Annotated in this window: 16 protein-coding genes; 11 read left to right on the top strand and 5 right to left on the bottom strand. The window is 34.9% G+C overall.

The annotated features are described in order from the left end of the window. Positions 1-4: 4 nt before the first annotated feature. Complete coding sequence (gene carB, locus J2Z35_RS05585) at positions 5-3,214, top strand: carbamoyl-phosphate synthase large subunit (protein ID WP_209660338.1); 3,210 nt, start codon at positions 5-7, stop codon at positions 3,212-3,214. 55 nt (positions 3,215-3,269) lie between these two features. On the opposite strand, the gene J2Z35_RS05590 is transcribed toward carB, so the two are convergent. Next, on the bottom strand, positions 3,270-4,913 hold the full coding sequence (locus J2Z35_RS05590) for a methyl-accepting chemotaxis protein (protein ID WP_209660340.1): 1,644 nt from the start codon (positions 4,911-4,913) through the stop codon (positions 3,270-3,272). A gap of 386 nt (positions 4,914-5,299) precedes the next feature. Here J2Z35_RS05590 and J2Z35_RS05595 point away from each other — a divergent pair, with 386 nt between their 5' ends. From J2Z35_RS05595 to J2Z35_RS05605, 3 genes are all read left to right on the top strand, one after another. Then, entirely contained in the window at positions 5,300-6,328 is a 1,029-nt protein-coding gene (locus tag J2Z35_RS05595; protein WP_209660342.1) for an HD-GYP domain-containing protein, read from the top strand. A 213-nt stretch (positions 6,329-6,541) separates the two neighbouring features. Further along, the gene (locus J2Z35_RS05600; RefSeq protein WP_209660344.1) at positions 6,542-7,231 is read left to right on the top strand and encodes a beta/alpha barrel domain-containing protein; all 690 of its coding nucleotides are present in this window, start codon (positions 6,542-6,544) and stop codon (positions 7,229-7,231) included. 37 nt (positions 7,232-7,268) lie between these two features. Continuing rightward, positions 7,269-8,351 carry an HD-GYP domain-containing protein gene (locus tag J2Z35_RS05605; RefSeq protein ID WP_209660346.1) on the top strand — a complete coding sequence of 361 codons (1,083 nt, stop codon included), beginning with the start codon at positions 7,269-7,271 and terminating at the stop codon, positions 8,349-8,351. Between the two features lie 97 nt (positions 8,352-8,448). On the opposite strand, the gene rpsD is transcribed toward J2Z35_RS05605, so the two are convergent. Continuing rightward, on the bottom strand, positions 8,449-9,027 hold the full coding sequence (gene rpsD, locus J2Z35_RS05610; protein ID WP_209660353.1) for a 30S ribosomal protein S4: 579 nt from the start codon (positions 9,025-9,027) through the stop codon (positions 8,449-8,451). 182 nt (positions 9,028-9,209) lie between these two features. Here rpsD and J2Z35_RS05615 point away from each other — a divergent pair, with 182 nt between their 5' ends. The 4 genes from J2Z35_RS05615 to J2Z35_RS05630 all read left to right on the top strand — a co-directional run bounded on the left by J2Z35_RS05615 (position 9,210) and on the right by J2Z35_RS05630 (position 13,871). Then, positions 9,210-9,608 carry a hypothetical protein gene (locus tag J2Z35_RS05615; RefSeq protein WP_209660355.1) on the top strand — a complete coding sequence of 133 codons (399 nt, stop codon included), beginning with the start codon at positions 9,210-9,212 and terminating at the stop codon, positions 9,606-9,608. Between the two features lie 105 nt (positions 9,609-9,713). After that, positions 9,714-10,940: a hypothetical protein gene (locus J2Z35_RS05620; protein WP_209660357.1), complete on the top strand. Its 1,227-nt coding sequence runs from the start codon at positions 9,714-9,716 to the stop codon at positions 10,938-10,940. Beyond that, positions 10,937-12,133 (top strand): glycosyltransferase family 4 protein, encoded by a 1,197-nt coding sequence (locus tag J2Z35_RS05625; protein ID WP_209660359.1) that lies wholly within the window; start codon positions 10,937-10,939, stop codon positions 12,131-12,133. The genes J2Z35_RS05620 and J2Z35_RS05625 overlap by 4 nt, the downstream gene beginning before the upstream one ends. Position 12,134: 1 nt before the next feature. After that, positions 12,135-13,871 carry a cyclic nucleotide-binding domain-containing protein gene (locus tag J2Z35_RS05630; protein WP_209660361.1) on the top strand — a complete coding sequence of 579 codons (1,737 nt, stop codon included), beginning with the start codon at positions 12,135-12,137 and terminating at the stop codon, positions 13,869-13,871. 136 nt (positions 13,872-14,007) lie between these two features. On the opposite strand, the gene J2Z35_RS05635 is transcribed toward J2Z35_RS05630, so the two are convergent. Beyond that, positions 14,008-15,507 carry a leucyl aminopeptidase gene (locus tag J2Z35_RS05635; RefSeq protein ID WP_209660363.1) on the bottom strand — a complete coding sequence of 500 codons (1,500 nt, stop codon included), beginning with the start codon at positions 15,505-15,507 and terminating at the stop codon, positions 14,008-14,010. Between the two features lie 225 nt (positions 15,508-15,732). On the opposite strand from J2Z35_RS05635, the gene J2Z35_RS05640 reads away from it, so the two are divergent. Both J2Z35_RS05640 and J2Z35_RS05645 read left to right on the top strand, forming a co-directional pair. Beyond that, on the top strand, positions 15,733-15,876 hold the full coding sequence (locus tag J2Z35_RS05640; protein ID WP_209660365.1) for a hypothetical protein: 144 nt from the start codon (positions 15,733-15,735) through the stop codon (positions 15,874-15,876). 93 nt (positions 15,877-15,969) lie between these two features. Beyond that, positions 15,970-16,563, top strand: coding sequence for a 50S ribosomal protein L25 (locus J2Z35_RS05645; protein ID WP_209660366.1), 594 nt, complete (start codon positions 15,970-15,972; stop codon positions 16,561-16,563). 86 nt (positions 16,564-16,649) lie between these two features. Here J2Z35_RS05645 and J2Z35_RS05650 read toward each other — a convergent pair whose 3' ends face one another. Beyond that, entirely contained in the window at positions 16,650-17,672 is a 1,023-nt protein-coding gene (locus J2Z35_RS05650; protein ID WP_209660368.1) for a branched-chain amino acid aminotransferase, read from the bottom strand. A 233-nt stretch (positions 17,673-17,905) separates the two neighbouring features. Continuing rightward, on the bottom strand, positions 17,906-19,240 hold the full coding sequence (nox, locus tag J2Z35_RS05655) for a H2O-forming NADH oxidase (RefSeq protein ID WP_209660370.1): 1,335 nt from the start codon (positions 19,238-19,240) through the stop codon (positions 17,906-17,908). A gap of 400 nt (positions 19,241-19,640) precedes the next feature. Between nox and J2Z35_RS05660 the strand changes: the two genes are divergently transcribed. Next, positions 19,641-21,902, top strand: a complete 2,262-nt coding sequence (locus J2Z35_RS05660; protein WP_209660429.1) for an ATP-dependent Clp protease ATP-binding subunit — start codon at positions 19,641-19,643, stop codon at positions 21,900-21,902. The last annotated feature ends 12 nt before the right edge of the window (positions 21,903-21,914 follow it).

Below are 21,914 nucleotides of genomic sequence, written 5' to 3' on the forward strand. Positions count from 1 at the left end.
AAATATGCCGTTAGATAAATCTATAAAAAAAGTGCTTATAATAGGTTCAGGCCCAATAGTAATAGGACAGGCAGCAGAATTTGACTACTCAGGAACCCAGGCCTGCAAAGCCCTTAAGGAAGAGGGTATTGAAGTTGTACTTGCCAATAGTAACCCTGCCACCATAATGACAGATAGGGAAATGGCTGACAAGGTCTATATAGAGCCCCTTACTCCTGAATTTATAGAGAAGATAATAGCGAAAGAAAGACCAGATTCTCTCCTAGCTGGAATGGGAGGACAGACAGGGCTAAATCTAGCTGTACAGCTTTCGGATAAAGGAATACTTGAAAAATACAACGTAAGAGTTATTGGTACATCAATTGAATCCATAAAAAAAGGTGAAGATAGAGATCTTTTTAGAAAAATGATGAATGAAATAAATGAGCCTGTAATCCAAAGTGATATTATAAATACAATGGATGAAGGTATAGCTCTTGCAGAAATCATGGGATATCCAATAGTTGTAAGACCGGCTTATACTATGGGTGGAAGCGGTGGAGGAATAGCAGAAAATCAGGACGAATTAAAGGAAATACTTTCTGTTGGACTAAAGCTTAGCCCAGTGAGCCAGGTACTACTTGAGAAGAGTATAAAAGGCTGGAAGGAAATAGAGTACGAGGTAATGAGGGACTCTAGCGGCAATAAAATATCTGTATGCAACATGGAAAACTTTGACCCAGTTGGAATTCATACAGGAGACAGTATAGTAGTAGCCCCGAGTCAGACCCTTTCAGACAAGGAATATCAGATGCTTAGAACATCGGCACTTAACATACTTGAAGCTGTTGGAGTTGAGGGAGGATGTAACGTACAGTTTGCCCTTCATCCAGATAGCTTTGAATATGCAGTAATAGAGATAAATCCAAGGGTTAGCAGATCATCAGCCCTTGCATCTAAGGCAACTGGTTATCCTATAGCAAAAGTTGCTGCAAAGATTGCCCTTGGTTACACATTGGATGAAATAGAGAATTCTGTCACAAAGAAGACCTATGCATGCTTTGAGCCTGCCCTTGACTACGTGGTTGTAAAGATACCAAAGTGGCCATTTGACAAGTTTAAATACGGGAAAAAAGCTCTTGGAACCAAGATGATGGCAACTGGAGAAGTGATGTCCATTGGCTCAAACTTCGAATCAGCCCTTCTTAAAGGAATAAGATCCCTTGAAATAAAAAAATATAACCTGGTTCATGAAAGTGCATCACTAAAATCCCTTGAAGAGCTCAAGGAAAGAGTACTTGTGCCAGATGATGAAAGACTATTTGATATTTGCGAGATGCTAAGAAGAGGCTATCTAATAGATAAGATAGCTCAAATTACTGGAGTAGATAGATTTTTCCTAAATAAACTAAAGGGAATTATTGATTCAGAGGAAAAGCTAAAGACGATGACCCTTGATGACCTTGATAAAGAGACTCTTTTAAAGCTCAAGAAAAAAGGTTTTGCAGATAGAGGGATAGCTAGTCTTATGGGTATTACTGAAGATCAGTTAAGAGAAAAAAGAATATCCATGAAAATCATGCCAGTATATAAGATGGTAGACACCTGTAGTGGTGAGTTTGAAGCCTTATCTCCATATTATTACTCTACATACGACGAATATGATGAAGTCATAGAGTCAGATAAAGAAAAGGTAATTGTGCTTGGCTCGGGACCAATAAGAATAGGCCAGGGAATCGAATTTGACTACTCATGCGTCCATAGCGTACTCTCACTTAAAAAAATGGGTTATGAAACAATAATGATAAACAACAACCCAGAAACTGTAAGTACGGATTTTGACATATCAGATAAGCTTTACTTTGAACCTCTTGCAGAAGAAGACGTAATGAACATAGTTGAAAAGGAAAAGCCCCTTGGTGTGATACTACAGTTTGGAGGGCAAACAGCTCTCAAGCTTGGGAAATATCTTCAGGAAAAAGGCATAAAAATACTTGGAACATCATTTGATAGTATAGATATAGCAGAAGACAGAGACAGATTTGAAGAGCTTTTGGAAAAGCTAAATATTAAAAGACCTGAAGGTAAGGCAGTGAAAAAGGTTGATGATGGTATAACTGCTGCCAAAGAGCTTGGATATCCTGTACTTGTAAGACCATCATATGTTCTAGGAGGTCAAGGTATGGAGATTGCATACGAAGAACTATCCCTAAAGAAATACCTTGAAAATGCATTTGAAGAAGATAGTGAAAACACTGTACTTATAGATAAATATCTCCTTGGAAAAGAGCTTGAGGTTGATGCACTTTGCGATTCCCAGACGGTTCTTATACCAGGTATTATGGAGCATCTTGAAAGAGCTGGAGTTCACTCTGGAGATAGTATTACAGTATATCCTTCTCAAAATGTAAGTGAAGAGATTAAAGAAAAAATATACACCTGCACAGAAAAACTTGGACTTGCCCTAAATGTAAAGGGAATGATAAACATACAGTTTGTGGAATACGAAAATGAGCTTTATGTAATAGAGGTAAACCCAAGAGCCAGCAGAACAGTGCCATACATCAGCAAGGTTAGCTCAGTTCCTATAGTAGATGTGGCCACAAAAATCACTATGGGACAAACTCTAAAAGAGATGGGATATGAAGGTGGCGTATATAAAACTGCTGACAAGATAGCTGTAAAGGTACCTGTATTTTCAACTCAAAAGCTTCCACAGGTTGAGACTAGCTTGGGGCCTGAAATGAAATCAACAGGAGAGGTTCTTGGAGTAGGTTACACCCTTGAAGAAGCCCTTTATAAAGGATTTATAGGAGCATATAAGGATCCAGGATTTGACACTGGAAAGATATTTATAACCCTAAATGATAAAGACAAGGAAGGTTTTAAAGAGATGGCTTTATCTCTTAAAAACCTTGGATACAGCTTTATATCAACTGAAAATACAGCCAAGGCTCTAAAAAGCTGGGGAATAGATTCAGAGGTTGTAGAGAAACTTTCATCAGGGGATAATAAAATCCTAGATATCATAAAAAATAGAGAAGTGGATTTTATAGTAAATACTGCTACTAAGGGAAATGATAGCTCAAGAGACGGTTTTAAAATCAGAAGACTAGGGGCAGAGTTCTCTATAGAGGTATTTACATCCCTAGATACTCTTGAAGCAATGCTTTACTACAAAACAAGAAAAGTTTCAGGAGAAGAGCTTCATGCAATAAACATATTTGAGGACTAAAGAAAAAGAGATTATAAAGGCTAATCAATTTAGCTAATATAATCTCTTTTTTCTTTTAAAGTGAAAATCTGCTGATATTAGTATCTAGCTCTTGAGATTTTTGGAACAGCTCCTCGGCTAGAGCACTCATCTGCTCCATAGAAGCACTTTGTTCTTCTGTTGAGGCAGATACCTCTTCAGAGGAGGCCGCATAATCTGAAATTATAGCATTTATTTGATTAAGGTTTCCAATTATATTTTCCTTACTTTCATTTAAAAGATTTAGACTTTCTTTAACATCCATCAATTTGTTGTTGCTTGTATCAAAACTCAGCTGGACATTTTCTATAGAGCTTTGGACATCCTTTAGGACATCTTTACCTTTGCTGCTCTCATCCTTGCCTTTTTCTATGGATTCCCTAGACTTTAGTATAGTTTCTTGAGTGTTCACTATAAGTTTAGAAATATCGGAAGCAGAATCAATAGACTGCTGGGCTAGTTTCCTTATCTCGTCAGCCACTACTGCAAATCCCCTTCCAGCCTCTCCAGCACGTGCTGATTCAATAGCTGCATTTAGGGCAAGAAGGTTTGTTTGATTAGCTATTGAATTGATTACCCCTACTATTTTTCCGATTTGAGAAGATATGCTGTCCATATCTTTTATTATATGCATTGATTCTTCTGTACTTTGTGCTATAGTATCCATTTGAAGCTCCATACTCTTCATACTCTCAAGAACATTAGATACATCTACGCTCATATCTTGGGAGCTGTCCATAAGTTCAGATAGGTTATTATCTAATCCATCTACATTCTCTCCAATTGAAGAGGAGTTTTCCATGATATCTTCCATATAATGAACCTGTTTTTCAGAGCCTTCAGCAAGAGAAGAACTTGCTGATGCTATATGTTCAGATGTTTCTGTGAGCTGAGATGCAGAGTCGCTAATTTGAGAAGAAGTGGTTTTTACCATATTTGAAATATCCTGAATGCTTCCAACCATATCCCTGATATTATCTCTCATAACCTTGAATCCTGCGGCCATTTTTCCAATCTCATCATTTCCATATTGAGGAACATCTATAGACAAATCTCCAGAAGATACATGAGAGCAGACAGTAGAAAGCTCATTGATTGGCTTTGTAATATGTCTTGATATTATAAGTAAAACTACAAATGCAATTGCCAGTATAATACTTGTAATAGTAACTGATACTGTAATCAGAGTAGATACAGATTTATATACATTTGCCATAGAAAGACCTATTATAAAAAATCTATTAGAGGAATGGTCATAAGGAATAGATACTGTATAGACATTTATATTTTCCACAGCATAATAACTTTCTACTCCTCCAGATTCTCCTGTGGCTATGAGTGCAGTAAGGTTTGGATCATTCTCTTGAGTATTGGATTTTGATGCATCACTATGATATACTACGTTATTGTCGCTGTCTATTACTGCAGCATATACAACGCTATCAGACATAGTAACTCCCGATAGATAATGATTCACTTGGGAATCAGAATAAAAATTCATAAATTTAAGATTGTCGAGAGTGCTTTGAGCAAATGCTCCTCCATCTTCTTGCATTTGATTAAGTAGATATCCTCTTGCCACATATGTAGTAACACTTGCAATTAATATGTTGGATACTAAAACTATAAGAAGTGGAACTAACAGGACTTTGGTCCTTATTTTCATATTCTGTATTCTCAATACCATACCGCCTTTCTTCTATTTATTTTGAAAATTCAAATGATACTTAATATTATACTTCTGTAAAAACAATTTAACAAGGATTTAATATTAAACAAAAAAAATAAATAATATATATAGAAATAATCATAATACACAATATACATATAATCTATAACTACAAGAGGATATAATAAAAATAAGGGACTTATTTAATTTTAAAGATAAAAAATTATCACAAAGTAAGAATAAGATTTAAATATTAAGGGTATGGATAAAGTAATATTTATGAGTCAAAAATATCAAATAAGAAAAAAACTTGGGAGATAAAGCCTATCCATATTTTCTGCATTATCCCGATATATATTCTATGAAAAAAGAAAATAGAACAGGAGATGAAATAATCTATGAGAATATCCATAAAAGAACTTCAAAAAGGGATGATAATTAACGCAGACATATTTAGCAAAAAAGGAGCTCTTCTTTTATATAAAGGATTTAAAGTAGAAAATCCTGAACTTGTATCAATAGTACTAAAAAGAAATGAAATTTCGGAAATTGAAATAAGAGAAGAAGAAACCTCAAAAGGCGAGATTGAAATAGTTGAATCAGAAGATCTTAAGGAAAGAATAGAGCATGAAGTAAATCTATTTAAAGAAGAATTCTCAGAGGTTATAGAAAGCTTAAAGGGTGAAGTCCTTGCATTTAAGGAGAGCAAGGATATATCAAGCATTACTGATTTGGAAAAAGGGGCAGAGATTGCAAAGGAGCATGAAAATTCTGTTCTGACTATCTTGCAATTAGTAGAAGAAATAAAAAGAGAAAATAAAGATGAGTATTCTAATATGCTTGAGACCTCCCTTATATCCTATTCTTTAGGAAAATGGCTTGGTTTTAATGAAAATGAATTAAAAGAAATATGTGAAGCCTCGCTTCTTAGCTCGATACTTGCATATGTAGGCTTCGACAAGGAGCTAAAGATCAAAGAAATGCTTTCAGGACTTGAAAATATATCAGAGGATGTACTTGAGGGAGCATTATCAAGCCATGAAAGGACAGATGGCTCAGGCTATCCGAAGGGACTTACAAAGGATGATATTCATCCATATGCAAGAGTCATTGGAGTGGCAGAGGTTTATCAGCTTCTTACAACTGAAAATGAGTTAAGAAAAAAGCTATCTGCATTTGAAGCTGTAAAGCTTATGGAAAGAGAATATATAACCAAGCTGGATGTAAAGACTCTTTATGTATTCCTTCACAGAATAGGCTCCAAATTTATCGGAAGCTCAGTAAAATTAAGTGATGGAAATTCAGGAGAGATAGTATTTGTTCCTGAAAACGAAGTATCTATGCCGTATATAAAACTAAAGGATGGAAAAGTGATTAACCTTCAAAGTGATGAGCATAAGGATAAAATAATAATAGAGATTTTTTAGAGCCCATATTTAATTTGGTGATAAATTAATCTTTCTTTCAAAAGACAAAGAAAATTTCAAATATATTTTAAAAAAATACCTCCATCTTAGACTAAATTAAGAATTTGAGGTGTTTTTTTTGTAAAAATTAAGGGTTGATTTTATGGATTTTTTGCAGACTAAAAGAGCCGGATATGATATATTAAATCAAAAGATAATCTAATGATTGGAGGTATGAAATTGGAAAATCCAATAAAAGATAAAAAATTCATCCCAGTTATAGAATCAAAGCTACGTAAAAGGATAGTAGAGGTTCCTAAGGAGATATACGAAGCCAGTGGGATTAATATATTTGGAAAAAGAATCAAATCTCTTATATTTTCAACAGATGTGGCAATAATAAAAAATTCCAATGCTGATGGTGTTATAGCGGTATATCCATTTACCCCTCAGCTATCTATAACTCACGCAATAATAGACGTTTCTCCAAGCCCTGTGTTTGCAGGTGTTGGTGGAGGGATTACTACGGGACAGAGGTCTATAGATATAGCTCTACATGCAGAGCTAAATGGAGCCTTTGGAATAGTTCTTAATGCACCTACACCAAATGCACTTATAATGGAGATGAAAAAAAGGATAGATATTCCTATAGTAATTACAGTGGTTTCTGAAAAGGAAAATATAGAAGGGAGAATAAAGGCAGGAGTTTCTATATTTAACGTTTCGGGAGGAGCAAAGACTGCTCAAATTGTAAGAAATATCAGAGAAAGATTTCCTGAAGTACCAATAATAGCTACAGGTGGGCCTACAGTAGATAGTATCAGAGATACAATAAAAGCAGGAGCTAACGCAATAACCTATACTCCTCCAACAAGTGGAGAGCTATTTTCAGACATCATGGATAATTACAGAGAGACACTTTAATCAGAAAGAAAAATTTTAAGTGAAAGGAAGATTATTGTTGAGGATATCTATTGATGAAATAGTTGCAGGCATGATTGTAGATGAGGATATATATAGTGATCAGGGTAATATGATAGTTGGAAGAGGTTTTTCAATATCAAATGTTATCATTTTCAAAAATCTTATGAAAAAACAGGGTATCGATAAGGTTAAAATACTTTATCTTCAAGAGCCAACAGTAGTAAAAGCAGATGAACCCAAAGCGAAGGCAAGCCCGATAGACAAGGTTATAGAAAAAGAGATTGATGATTTTAAAAAAGAATTTGAATCAGCAGTCAATAAAATTCAGGACCAGATATTCAGTGAATCATCAGATACTCAGACTCTAAGAGCTATACTTGATGAGACCTTGAATCTCAAAAAGGGAAGACATATAAATGTTTTTCAGCTTATGCAAAAGGTTAAAAATCAAGAAAATGAAACTTTTGCCCATTGCTACAGTGTATCTTTATCAGCCTATGCTATTGGAAAATGGATTGGTCTTGATGATGAAACACTTACAGACCTTACAATAAGTGCAATACTTTCAGATATAGGTAAAGCATCAGTCCCTCAGTCTATAATAATGAAAAAAGGAAAGCTTTCTGAGGATGAGTATATACAAACAAAGAAGCATGTGTTTCATTCTCTTGATATGCTAAGTTCCTACGACCTTGAAGATACAATAAAAGACGGAATTCTTTACCATCATGAAAGGATAGATGGTTCAGGATATCCAAATGGACTTAAAGGAGATGAAATTCCTCTTTTTTCTAAAATTATAGCTATAGCAGATGTTTTTGTAGCTCTTACATCAGCCAGACCATATAGGGAAAAGCTGACACCCTTTGATGCTATAATAATAATGGAAAGAGAATTTATGGACAAGCTGGATATAAGGATTCTTACTGAATTTTTCAAAAGAGTAGGAAACAGCTATATAGGAAATCCAGTAAGACTTACAGACGAAAGGGAAGGAGAGATAATATTTATGACCAGCAAGAATCTCTCTAAGCCAGTGATTAAGCTATTTGATACAGACGATATTATTGATTTAAGTGCAGCTCAATATAAGGATCTGTCTATAAAAGAATTTATATAGCTTCAAAAATATTTTATAGTAAATGTTTGATTGGAATCAGATTTAATAGACTGTAAGCAAAAAGCCTCTACCTAATAAAAAGGTAAAGGCTTTGATTTTATCTTGAGTAAAACTCTATGATGTAAGAATCTATGACTTCTATAGGAATTTCATCTCTAAGTGGAAGCTTTATAAGACTTCCAGAGAAATTGTTTTTATCCTTTTCTAAGTAGCTTACTCCTAAAAGAGACTCCTCAAAATTAGATTTGAACATTTCATTTGATCTTGATTTTTCCCTCAAAGAAATAGTATCCCCTATATTTATTTTATATGAAGGTCTATCTACTTTTTTACCGTTTACTAGTATATGACCATGTACTACCATCTGTCTTGCCTGTCTTAAAGTGGCTGCAAAGCCAAGTCTGTAAGCAATATTATCCAGTCTGAGCTCTAGTCTTTGTACTAGCTTTTCCCCAGGATTTTCTCTAGACTTTAGTGCATCTTTTACATAGATTTTAAACTGCTTTTCTAAGACTCCGTAATAAGCCTTAAGTTTTTGCTTTTCCCTAAGCTGTTTTCCATACTCAGAAATCTTCCCATGACTTTTTGGGCCTCTTTTCAAAGCTTTAGGGTGATCAAATACATTAACTCCGAGGGATCTAACAATTTTAAACCTCGGTCCCATTGGTCTTGCCAATATAACTTCCTCCTCAAAAATACTAAACATAATAAATTACGTCCAGCAGCCAATAAATATTATACAATAAAATTCCAACTTAGTAAATGATATTTCCTATCAAATGAAAAATCTCTCTTAGAATTGTAACTTTTATTATAAATGTTATAATTAAGTTAAATAAGATTAGCGGAGGGATTTTAGTGTATCAATTATTAGGAGATCAGGTTTTTGACAGTGAAGAAATAGGAAAACTAATAGAAGATAGTACAGTGTTTAAACTAAGAGAAGATATGAGTAAAAGAACCAAAAGAGAAGATGCTTTGGCATACAAGCTGAGCATAGGAGTTAAAGAACTAAACCCTGATTCCAAGGATTTTTATAATGACGAAAATGAAATAGATGAGTTTATGACACTTGCAGATGAGCTTGCCAAGGCTGAGCTTGAAAAGGTAAATCTGGAGTTTACTATAAAAAGTCACTATGCCTATTCCTATGATGAGGTTGAAAATGAAGTGCTAATCATTGTGGCTATAATGCATGTCCAAAATGGAAGAAGAAAGATACAGGACGTTTTAAAAAGGCTGATGAGTCAGGTTTAGAAAAAATCCATCATATGCGATTATAATTATAGAAAAACGGGTAAAAACTTTTACTAAAGCATAGTAGAAGTTTTTTCTTTTTTTGTACTGAAAGGAGTGATGGTTTTGAAGGTTGCCCTAGGGCTAATAACAAAATACATCAATAGCGATATATCTGTAATGGATTTCGTGAAAAACGCTCAAAAATTCGGACATAATATAGATGCTTTAATCATATGTTATTCTCATGGCTACGATAGAAGCTTTGTGGAAAACTTAGAAAAAGAATTTTCAAATACCTATTTAATAAAGGTAAATCATAGCTATGATATGGAAGGGGACCTTAGAAAACGAGGTATAAAGACTAAGGATTTCATGCCTCTTATATATTCAGATACCTTCGAAACCTATGGACTTTTGCCATATAGCACATATAGAAATACGGTTCTTATAAAGGCAATGCTCCTTGAGATGGATGTCCTTTTCTTTGTGGATACTGATGTATACCCTCTTTTACTCAAGAAAAAGAAGAGAGAGTCTTCTCTTCCTGATTATATATCTCTTGAAGACACCAAAGAGCTTGAGAATTATGAACTTGAAGAGATAGATTTTTTTGGAGAGCACTTTAAATACCTCAAAGATGAGGATGTGATGGTTACCACAAGTGACTATTCAGGATACTATATAGTTCCTCCTATGGACTTTGATTATTTGGATGATTATATGAAAGGCCTCCAAAAGGAAGGGGCTCTTGATTTTGTAAAGAAATGCAAAGAAGAAAAATGTATAGTATATGCAAATGAAGAGAGAAAACCTTTCAAAACAGATAAGTTCCTTGGTGGAAATATGGCAATCAAGCTTAAAGCATTTAGAAACCTTCCTCCGTTTTTTTCTTCAACCTATGTTGTAGCTGATGAGCTAGTTCTTACAAGAGGAGAAGATACTCTTATGGGAAATTTTGCAAAAAACAGTAATCTAAAGGCTGTAGATATAGACCTTCTTATATTTCATAACACCTATTCTGACTTTCCGAATCCCCCTGACATTCAAAGAAGCAAGGCCATTAGAGACAGATTTTATTATGCATCCCTTGGATGGATTGGAAGAAATCCTTTTATGAATTATATAGATGGTAAAGACTATAGAGAGCTTTATAAATACCAGAGGGATCATCTTATAAAAAGCTCTGTCCATATGGCTAGATATCTGAAAGATAGAAGATTTCTTATAATGCCAAGAGCTATAGAAAACTCTATGGACGATCTTAAGCGAATACGTTCAGAATACGAGCTTTCAATAGAAGGATTTGAAAAAATAAAGGACAGGCTTGTTTGCAGGAGGTGGCACAAATGAAGGTTTTAATAATTAATCATTTTCCACTAGAAGGTTCTGGAAGTGGAATATATACAAAAAATATTGCAAAAAAGCTCCATGATGAGGGTCATGAGGTACTTCTTATAGTTCCTGACCATTATGAAGTCAAGGCAGATTATAAGGTTAAGACTATACTTTTTAAAAATGAGGAAAATGAAAAATATGATTTGGATTTTAATTTTCCTTGTTTTACTACTCATCCGAGGAGTAACAAAACCTTTTATAATCTTACAGATGAGGAGATGAAAAAATATATAGATGCTATGCAAGGGGCAGTCGATGAGGCAGTAAGTGAGTTTAAGCCTGATATAGCTCATTGTCAACATCTTTGGATAGGTCCTTACTGTGCATATAGGGCAGGTATTCCATATGTAGTAACCGCCCATGGCACTGACTTAAAAGGATTTGTGATAGATGAAAGGTATGTTCCCTATGCCCTTGAAGGGGGTAAACACGCTGGGAAGGTAATCACCATATCCAAGCAGGTAGACAAAGAAGTGGGAGAACTCTATAAAATCCCAAAAGAAAAGAGAACCCTTATATTAAACGGTTTTGATGAGGATATCTTCAATTTAAAAAATGTATCAAGAGAAGAAGTATTAAAGGAATTTGGGATAAAGAGTCCAAAATACCTTGTTTCATTTGTAGGAAAGCTTGCAGATTTCAAGGGAGTGGATCTTCTTATAAGAGCTGCCAAGATATATGAAGATGAGCTTGGGGATGTCGCTACTTTGATTGTTGGACATGGAGAGCTCAAAGACCAGCTTATGGCATTAAAAGAAGAGCTAAACATCAAAAATCTTCACTTTCTTGGACACCAAAATCAGGAAAAGGTGGCTGATATATACAATGTTGCCGATGTCTCAACTGTACCATCCAGAAAGGAGCCTTTTGGACTTGTTGCTATAGAGGCTCTTGCCTGCGGGACTCCAGTTGTAGTTACAAGCGGAGGAGGACTTGTGGATTTTGTTGATGATTCAATAGGTACAGTAATAGATGAAGAGGATTTTATAGGTCTTGCAAATGGGATAATTAGTGAAATAAAAAGAGAAGATAAAAAAGAAAAAAGAGAAAGGGCACATAGATTTGCAATGGAGAATTTTTCTTGGAAAAGAGTCATAAAGGAAGTGACACAGGTTTACCAAGATGTGATTGAAGGAAAGGAGCTTTAATATGAGGACTGTAATGGTGATTCCAGTTTATTATTCAAGATCCAAAAAAGATGGACATGCGGAGGGTGATGCAGTATATGACCATCCAACGCCAATTGATGAAGATGGTACCCTCAAAAGAACCTTAGAAAGTATTAAAATCCTAAATAATCAGGATTTTCAGCTTGCGCTTATAGTATCTCCCACAAGTGAAGACCTTACTTCTTTAGCCAAAGAAAAAGTAAGAAAAATATTAGAAGAAGTGAAGCTTGATGTACAGACATTCGTTTTGACGCCGGATGAACTCAACCAAATTAAAGAGCTTGCCATGAAAAATAATACAAAGCAAGAAATTATTGATATTATGAATATAAAAGGCTATGCAAATGTAAGAAACATGTGCATATATGCGGCATATATTCTTGGCGCTGAGGTAGCTGTTCTTATAGACGATGATGAACTATTTGAAAAAGAAAATTTTATGGACTTAGCCACAGAATTTATAGGAGGAAGACTCTACGGCAAAACGATTGATGGTATCGCAGGCTATTATCTCAATAAATATGGCAACTACTATGACGATGTAGACATAGAGCCGTGGATGACATACTGGGATAGATTTGGATACAAGGGAAAGGCTTTTGACAAGATAATAGGTCAACAGCCACGAATTAAGCTTACTCCATTTGCTTTTGGAGGAGCTATGGTAATACACAGAAATCTTTTCAAGACAGTGCCCTTTGATCCAAATATAACAAGAGGAGAGGATATAGACTATCTTATAAATGCAAAGATGTTTGGTTTTCATTTCTTCCTTGATAGAGAGCTTTCTATAAAGCATCTTCCACCTAAAAAGACTCATCCAGTATGGAAGAGATTCAGAGAAGATATTTATAGATTCTTATATGAAAAGGCAAAGATTGATAGTCAGGTCGAGACTCCAAATATGAATATGGTAACTGCAAAAGACTTTGACCCGTATCCAGGAAATTTTCTCACACATGAGCTTGAAGATATGATATTCAAAGCAAATATAATGCTTGCAATGGATTATTTCAGCAGTGGAGATGTAGAAGCGGCAAAGGAAACTATGAACAATATTTATCTTTCAAAATACGATGCAAAGCCTAAATTTAACGTTTTTCAAGAATTTCAAAGACTTCAAAAAGACTGGAAAGGGCTACTTGCATTTACAAAGAAATATATGGTTGATATTAGAGAGATAATAAATGAAGCTGAGCTGGGATATGTAAAGAAGTATGAAAAGCAGGTCTTTGTAAAATCAATGCCTAGAGAAGAAATCGAATTGCTTCTAAAATCAATGGATTTCTTTAATGCACTTGAAGGAAGAGATGTAGAGACATTATCTGCAATTGCAAAAATACGCAGTTATCCTGAGGGAGCCTATGTAGGAAAAAGTGGCGAAAAAGTAAGGACTATGAGAATAGTTTCAAATGGTTCTGTTAGAATTGTCAAAGAGGATAATGATGGAGATCAGGTGGAGCTGGCTCATCTTAAAGAAGGGGAATATTTTGGAGAGACTATGGATAAGACATTTATGTCCTATGTTGATATAATAGCATACGAAGATTCCGAATTAATTGAAATAGACCATGATGAGCTTTTGAGTCTTGTAGACTCAAATCCAATTCTAGGTATGAGAATCTTTAAAATGTTAAATGCCAAACTTTCACTAAAACTTAAAAAGCTAAACGAAAAATATACAGATCTTACAGGCAGAGGCCAGAGTATATATTAGCATTAAGAAAACCTCAAAAGTTAAAGGGCAATAAAATTATATTATGATTTTACGCAAAATAAAAAGCTGGGAAATATTCCCAGCTTTTTTGTGTAATAAGCTTTTATATAATTTAAACCTTGATTTAAAAATAATTCTATCTGTGCTGCACTCTTTTAAAGAAGTTATAAAGAAGAGAAACTCCAGCTCCTGTACCCCCACTTGGGCAATTTGCAGAAGGCTTGTCACTCCATGATGTTCCTGCAATATCAAGATGTACCCACGGAAGGTCTTTGGTGAATTCCTTTATAAATAATCCTGCAGTTATAGTACCTGCAAGTCTTCCAGCAGAGTTTTTAAGGTCTGCGACATCAGACTTTAGGAGTTTTTTGTAAGCTTCCTCCGCAGGAAGTCTCCATATTTTTTCTCCAGATATCTTTGAAGCATCTTCCATTGTTTTGTACATATCATCATCAGAAGCTACACAAGATGTGATTTTATCTCCAAGAGCTACAAGAGCTGCTCCTGTAAGTGTAGCTATGTCAATAATTTTACTGACTCCTTCTTTTTCAATGGCATAGGTTACAGCATCTATAAGGGTAAGTCTTCCTTCGGCGTCAGTGTTATTCACCTCAATATATTTTCCAGCCATTGAACCAATCACATCTCCAGGTTTGTAGGCATGTCCAGAAATCATATTTTCGCAGGCTGCTACAACTGCAGTCACATTAACTTTCAAGCCTTGAGAAGCTATCATATTCATAGCACCTATAGTAGCAGCAGAACCGCCCATATCAGATTTCATAGTAAGCATTCCATCTGTAGGCTTGATTGAATATCCGCCACTGTCATAGGTAAGTCCTTTTCCGATTAATCCATAAACCTCATTGCTATTTGGGTTTCCTTCGTATTTCATTACTATAAGCTTCATAGGCTCAGCGGAACCTTTAGCAACCGCAAGAAAAGCTTCCATTCCAAATGCTTCTATATCACTTTCATTGTGAATTTTCACAGAATATCCATATTCCTTGCCAAATTTTTCAGCTTCTTGAGCAAGCATCGAAGGAGTCATAATATTTGAGGGCTCGTTTACAAGATTTCTAGCTACACATATAGAGTGACCTTCCATCATTCCTTCTGCAAGGCCTCTTTCTAGTTCTTCTATATCATCTTCATTGTGTACAAGGATATTTGCTTCCACGATTTCTTTAGTTTCTTCATTTGCAGTCTTGTATGATAGAAAATCATAATCTCCAAGGATTACACTTTTAGCGATTTCGGCAACCATTTCACTCTTTGATATAGCACATGAGCTAAATATCTGATGTATCTCAATAGCTTTGGATTTAAGTTTTTTAGCTTCCTTTACCGCAGAGGATATAGCCGCTTGAACTGTAAAAGCATCTGCACACTTTTCATTTCCTAGTCCTACTAGTATTACGTTTCTAGGATTTTCCTCTCGAGCAAGCCTAAATGACTCTATTTGGTCTTTTTTTCCGGTAAAGACCTCAGTTCTAAGTAGATGGCTAACCATTGCTTCTATGTCACTATCAAGATAAAGTAAATCTTCGGAAATCTCTATTCCTTCTGTAAAAGGTATTATAGCAGTATCACAAAGAGCTGTAGATTCTCCATGTTTGCTTATTCTTATATCCATTTTTAAATCCCCTTTCAATTATAGTCAATATTAATAAGATTATACCCTAATAAAACTACACTGAACAGAACTATAAAGTTAATATTTAGAAATTTTTATACATATAGTATTTTCTGAAATCGTTGAATATATTATCTTTAATCATTTTGAAGGATTTTCCATTTCTTAGTAGAATTATAATAATGTGAAATACTTTAATAGTTATGCTTTGGGATGTGATAATTTATGAAGGAAAAAGACATCTGCAGGGATATTCAAGCCAAATCAGATTTTAGACGCGATTATGAGAGAAGAAGGATATCTTCTCTTCTCACAAAAGTTGTTCACAAAATAAAGGTTGAAAACACAAAAAAGACAAGTAAGCAATAAACTTACTTGTCTTTTTTGACTATAAATGTTAATTAGGGATGTGCATAGGGTAAAAGTACATAGAGCACTAAAATATGAAAGGAGAAATGGACCATGAAAACACAAATCAGAGAAGAAAAACCTGCAGTAGTTAGAAATGAGGATATGATTCCGGGAGTACTATACGGTCATGAAATGGATCCCAAAAGTATAAAGGTACCAAGAAAAGAATTCTTCAAAGAGTATGAAAGACATGGGCAAAGTTCAGTTTTTTCTTGCGAGGTAGACGGAGAAAGCCATAAGGTTTATATCAAAGACATTCAAAGGGATGTACTTAACCATGAAAAAATAATCCATTTCGACCTCCTAAAAGTGACAGCTAAGGACAAGATTCATGCGAGAATACCAATACATCTTGAAGGTAAGGATTTTGTAGAAAAAGGTGGCCTTATAGTACAGCAAATACTTACAGAGCTAGATGCTAAGTATTCTATTAATGAAAGTCCAGAAGATATAAATATAGATGTATCAAAAATGGTTGCAGGAGATACTATGCTGCTTTCAGATATAAAGCTTCCAGATTATCTTGAAGTTCTTGATGCTATGGACTCTGTGGTAGTAACAGTTACAGTTCCTAAAGTAGAGACTGAGTCTGATGAAGATGAGATTACTGAGCCTGAGGTTATAGGTCAAAAATCAGAAGAATAAAATCTGAAAAATTTTTATGATTTAATAAAATTAAAAGGATTTGCCTACCACTAGAGGGTATGCAAATCCTTTTTTTATGCTATCTACTATTTTACTTTATATATCCAGCCTTCAGGAGCCTCTACATCTCCAAACTGAATTCCGTAAAGTGTATCATAAAGCTTTTTAGTTACAGGGCCTACTTCTGTTTCACTATGGAATACATGTAGATTGCCTTTATGAGATATTCCTCCAATAGGAGTAATTACAGCAGCAGTACCACAAGCACCAGCTTCTTTGAATTCATCTAGATTGTCAACTAGTACGTCTCTTTCTTCTACATCCATTCCAAGATACTCCTTAGCTATGTGCATTAGAGAATACTTTGTAATACTTGGAAGTATAGATGGTGACTTTGGAGTTATGAACTTATCATCTTTTGTAATTCCAAAGAAGTTAGCAGCTCCAACTTCTTCTATTTTAGTATGAGTTGCTGGGTCAAGATATATACAATCAGCAAAACCCTTTTTTACAGCTTCTTCGTGAGGCATAAGGCTTCCAGCGTAGTTTCCTCCAACCTTTGCAGCTCCTGTTCCGTAAGGAGCAGCTCTGTCAAAATCAGAAGTCATAAAGTTTACTGGAGCAAGTCCACCTTTGAAGTATGGTCCTACAGGGGCACAAAATACGCAGAATAGATATTCTGGTGCAGGTCTTACCCCAAGATTGTCTCCAACTCCAATTAGAAATGGTCTAAGATAAAGAGTAGCACCAGTTCCATAAGGAGGTACAAATCTTTCATTAGCTTTTACTACTTGCATACATGCATCTATAAATTTCTCAACAGGAAGCTCTGGCATCATGATTCTTTCATTACTTCTGTTCATTCTCTTTGCGTTTTCATCAGGTCTGAAAAGCTGGATGCTTCCATCTTTTGCTCTATAAGCTTTTAGTCCTTCAAAGCACTGCTGTCCATAATGAAGCGCTGTTGCAGATTGAGCTATTGTTATAGTGTTTTCTTCAACTAGCTTACCTTCATCCCATTGTCCGTCTTTATAGTATGATATGTAGCTGAAGTCTGTTTTCATATAGCTAAATCCAAGCTTTCCCCAGTCTATAGTTTCTGTACTCATTATCATATCCCTCCCATTAGGTAATAGTTAAATACATTATAACATATAAAAAACGTTTGCCTAAAGATTAGAATATTCAAAAATATCAAGGCGGAAATAGCTTTTATTAATAAAAATCTATAGGTTAGCTCAGAATGCTAAAAAGTATCTTTAATAAAAAATAAATTTAAAAAAGCTTCACTAAAGAAAAATTAATTTCTTTTAATGAAGCTTCTTAATTTTAGATTAAGATTTTATTTTGCCGATATAGCCGCCATAGTAATATAGTTATATGGTTTATTAAAATGCGGAAGGAAGAATATATCAGTAAGTGCAAGCTTGTCGATTGTAACCTGCTCTTGAATAGCAAGTGAGAACATATGAATTCCCATGGACATATCATGCTTTGATGCCATTTGAGCTCCTATTATTCTTCTTGTGTTTTTATCATAGACTATTCTTATCTTAACCTTTTCATTTCCTTCTTCTATAAACTCAGGTTTTTGAAAATCTTCAAAATCTGTAGCCAAAGCATCGATTCCAAGGCCTATTGCTCTTTTTAAGGTAAGACCTGTAGATACCATCTTTAGGTCATATATTGCTATTCCGTTTGACCCTTGAACTCCTGGAGATTCTATGAAGCTTCCAGCAGCATTATGAGCTGCAACTATTGCAGATCTTACAGAGTTAGTAGCAAGAGCTATATAGTTAGTATCTTGGATTGAGTTATCGTAGACAGTTGCACAATCTCCAATAGCATATACATCTTCTATACTTGTCTGCTGCTTTTTATCAACAAGGTAAGCTCCATTTTTGAAAAGCTTTAGCTTGTCTTTTCCTAGCTCGTTATTTGGTCTAAATCCTATTGAAAGAATTACCATATCAGCTGGGTAAGTATTTTTGTCTGTAACTACCTCTTTGACCTTAGTATCTCCTTTTAGCTCAACCACAGTTTCTCCAAATGCAAGATTTATTCCATTTTCTCTAAGGTTTTCTCTCATCATATCAGTAAAAGGCTCGTCATAATAAGTTGGAAGGCATGTATCTGCAACATCTATAAGAGTCACATTTTTTCCATGTCTTTCAAAGGCTTCTGCAAGCTCTACTCCGATATATCCAGCACCTACAACGACAACATTTTTTATATCAGGATTTTCAAGTCTCGCAATTACATCTTGTGCATGCTGATAAAGCTTAACCTTTTGTACATTTTCAAGGTCTTTTCCAGGAAGATTTGGAATTATAGGAAGTGAACCTGTAGCTAGTATAAGCTTATCATAGTTTAAGCTAAATTCGTTTCCATCCATATCCTTTGCGTATACAGCCTTGTGATCATAATCTATCTTTTCAGCTGGAGACTGCATATAAACCTTTGCTCCCAGTGATTCAAGTTGTTCTTTACTTGAGTAGAAAAGTCCCTCAGGTCCGCTTATTTGGTTTCCAATCCATAGAGCCATCCCGCATCCTAAAAAGCTGATGTTTGAGTTTGCATCAAGTACAGTAACCTCATGCTCTGGATAATTAGTTAAAATGGTTTTTGCTGCAGAAGTTCCTGCGTGATTTGCCCCTACTATAAGTATTTTGCTCATTTAATTTCCTCCTAAATTATATTTTAAATTAATTAATCATCTGCTTAGTTTGATATTTATCTATCAAAACAATTCCTACCCAATACTTTTTCAAATAATCCCATACCTAATAAACTATATTTAAAGTTAACATTACTCGTCATAAAGTTAATCTATACCTAAATAGTATAAATTAACTTTGGAAATAATTATATCACTGGTTATAAATTTAGCAACACTTTATAGAAAAATTTTTAAAAAATTTTCAAGAAAAAAATGTTTAAAAATATTGGGTTTGGATATGCGATTTGATGATTATATATAAACTGTTGTATAATAATGGTAGGAAAGTTTGTAAATGGGTATCAACAAAAACTCAAATAAAAATTCATTTGATATATATAGAGAGGATAGAAGTAAAATGAAAAAATGCTCTTCTTGCAACAAGAACGTTGCCATGCTTTTTGCATCCACATATGAAAATGGAAAGCCTGAAATGAAAGGGCTTTGCATAGAATGTGCAAAAAAACTTAATATTCCTGGAATAGACCAGCTTATAGAGCAAACCGGTATGTCTCCTGATGAGATCCAAGCAGTAACAGAGCAGATGAATGCAGCTCAAGATGGAATGGACGACTTTGACGAAGGGGACGATACAGATTTTCTTTCCAACTTTCAAGACTCAAATAGCTCTGATATGTTACAAAAGGAAAAGTCAGATGAATACAGCGAAAGTGTTTATGAAGAAGATGATGAAAAACCAAAAAGAAAAAAGAAAAAATTTCTGGACACCTATGGCACTAATCTTACAGAAAAAGCTCAAGAGCATTTGATGGACAAGGTAATAGGAAGAGAAAAGGAGATTCAAAGAGTAATACAAATCCTAAACAGACGTTCAAAAAACAATCCAGTACTAATTGGAGAGCCGGGAGTAGGAAAGACTGCTATAGCTGAGGGATTAGCAGTTAGAATCGCTGAAAAACAGGTTCCATCAAAGCTTCTAAAGGCTGAGGTATATCTTCTTGATATGACAGCTATAGTTGCAGGGACTCAGTTTAGAGGACAGTTCGAAGGACGAATGAAGTCTATAATCACAGAGGCTCAAAAATTTGGAAATATAATTCTTGTAATAGATGAGGTTCACAATATTATGGGAGCAGGAGAGGTTCATGGAGGAACTATGAACGCTGCAAATATTCTAAAGCCTTCCCTTGCAAGGGGAGAGGTACAGATTATTGGAGCCACTACTCTTGAGGATTACAGAAAGCATATTGAAAAGGACTCAGCACTTGAGAGAAGATTTCAGCCTGTTATCGTTGATGAGCCTTCAGAGGAGGATTCAATCGAAATATTAAAGGGAATCAAAGGTTATTATGAAGATTTTCATAAGGTGAGTATCTCTGATGAAGTTATAGAAGCAGCTGTGAAGATGTCAAAGAGATATATTACAGATAGATTCCTTCCAGACAAGGCTATCGATGTCATAGACGAGGCTGGATCTAGAGCCAATCTTTTAAATGAAGTTCTTGTAGATATAGAGGATTACAAGATAGAGCTTTCAAAAATAAATAGATTAAGAGAAAAGGCAATCCTTATAAATAACTTTGAGGACGCAGCTTATTATAAAGCTGAGGAGATACGTCTCGAAGAAAAAATAGCACTCCTTGAAAAAGACAAAATAATGACTCCAATCACTGTAGATGATGTGGCAAATGTCATTGAAGGATGGACGAAGATACCTCTAAAAGCAATCACTGAGGAAGAGGCTATAAAGCTTCTTAATCTGGAGTCAAGACTTCACAAAAGAGTAATAGGTCAGGATGAAGCTATAAATAGCATATCAAGAACAATAAGAAGAAATAGATCAGGCTTTAGGAAAAGAAAGAAACCTGCATCCTTCATATTTGTTGGACCTACAGGAGTGGGAAAGACAGAAGTAGTTAGAGCCCTTGCAAAGGAACTCTTTGGAAGTGAAGATGATATGATAAGGATAGATATGAGTGAATACATGGAAAAACACACGGTTTCCAAGCTCATAGGCTCTCCTCCTGGATATGTAGGTTATGATGAAGGAGGCCAGCTTACAGAAAAGGTCAGAAGAAGACCATACTCTGTAATCCTATTTGATGAAATAGAAAAAGCCCATAGCGATGTCTTCAATATGCTTCTTCAGATTCTTGAGGATGGAAGGCTTACAGACGGACATGGCCGCACAGTATTTTTTGAAAACACGGTAATTATTATGACCTCAAATGCAGGAACTACCCATAGATATAAGAGTCTTGGATTTGGAAAAGAAGAGGTAAAGGAATCAAAAGAGCAAGTAAAGTCAGCCCTAAAGGAAGTATTTAGACCGGAGTTTTTAAATCGTATAGATGATATAGTAGTCTTTAGCAAGCTTGGAAAAGATGAAGTAAGACTTATAATAGACCTTATGATAGAAGAGGTAAAGCTGGAGCTTATGGAAAAGGGAATTCACCTTCATGTTAGTGATGACGTCAAGGACTTCCTCTTTGAAAAAGGTTATGATGAGCAGTATGGAGCAAGACCTCTAAGAAGAGCAATCCAAAGATATATAGAGGATGAAATTGCAGAGCTTTATCTTAGAAAAGAAGTAAGGGATCAAGATGATATACTAGCCGTTATGATAGATACATCAGTAAGCATAGTAAAATCAAGATAAAAATTATTAAAA

This window comes from Acetoanaerobium pronyense (assembly GCF_017874355.1).
Lineage (GTDB): Bacteria > Bacillota > Clostridia > Peptostreptococcales > Filifactoraceae > Acetoanaerobium > Acetoanaerobium pronyense.

Excerpts from the sequence above, each read along its gene's own strand:
- carB (WP_209660338.1), top strand. The coding sequence starts at position 5 with ATGCCGTTAGATAAATCTATAAAAAAAGTGCTTATAATAGGTTCAGGC.
- J2Z35_RS05595 (WP_209660342.1), top strand. The coding sequence starts at position 5,300 with ATGAGAATATCCATAAAAGAACTTCAAAAAGGGATGATAATTAACGCA.
- J2Z35_RS05600 (WP_209660344.1), top strand. The coding sequence starts at position 6,542 with ATGAAATTGGAAAATCCAATAAAAGATAAAAAATTCATCCCAGTTATA.
- J2Z35_RS05625 (WP_209660359.1), top strand. The coding sequence starts at position 10,937 with ATGAAGGTTTTAATAATTAATCATTTTCCACTAGAAGGTTCTGGAAGT.
- J2Z35_RS05630 (WP_209660361.1), top strand. The coding sequence starts at position 12,135 with ATGAGGACTGTAATGGTGATTCCAGTTTATTATTCAAGATCCAAAAAA.
- J2Z35_RS05635 (WP_209660363.1), bottom strand. The coding sequence starts at position 15,507 with ATGGATATAAGAATAAGCAAACATGGAGAATCTACAGCTCTTTGTGAT.
- J2Z35_RS05640 (WP_209660365.1), top strand. The coding sequence starts at position 15,733 with ATGAAGGAAAAAGACATCTGCAGGGATATTCAAGCCAAATCAGATTTT.
- J2Z35_RS05645 (WP_209660366.1), top strand. The coding sequence starts at position 15,970 with ATGAAAACACAAATCAGAGAAGAAAAACCTGCAGTAGTTAGAAATGAG.
- J2Z35_RS05650 (WP_209660368.1), bottom strand. The coding sequence starts at position 17,672 with ATGAGTACAGAAACTATAGACTGGGGAAAGCTTGGATTTAGCTATATG.
- nox (WP_209660370.1), bottom strand. The coding sequence starts at position 19,240 with ATGAGCAAAATACTTATAGTAGGGGCAAATCACGCAGGAACTTCTGCA.
- J2Z35_RS05660 (WP_209660429.1), top strand. The coding sequence starts at position 19,641 with ATGAAAAAATGCTCTTCTTGCAACAAGAACGTTGCCATGCTTTTTGCA.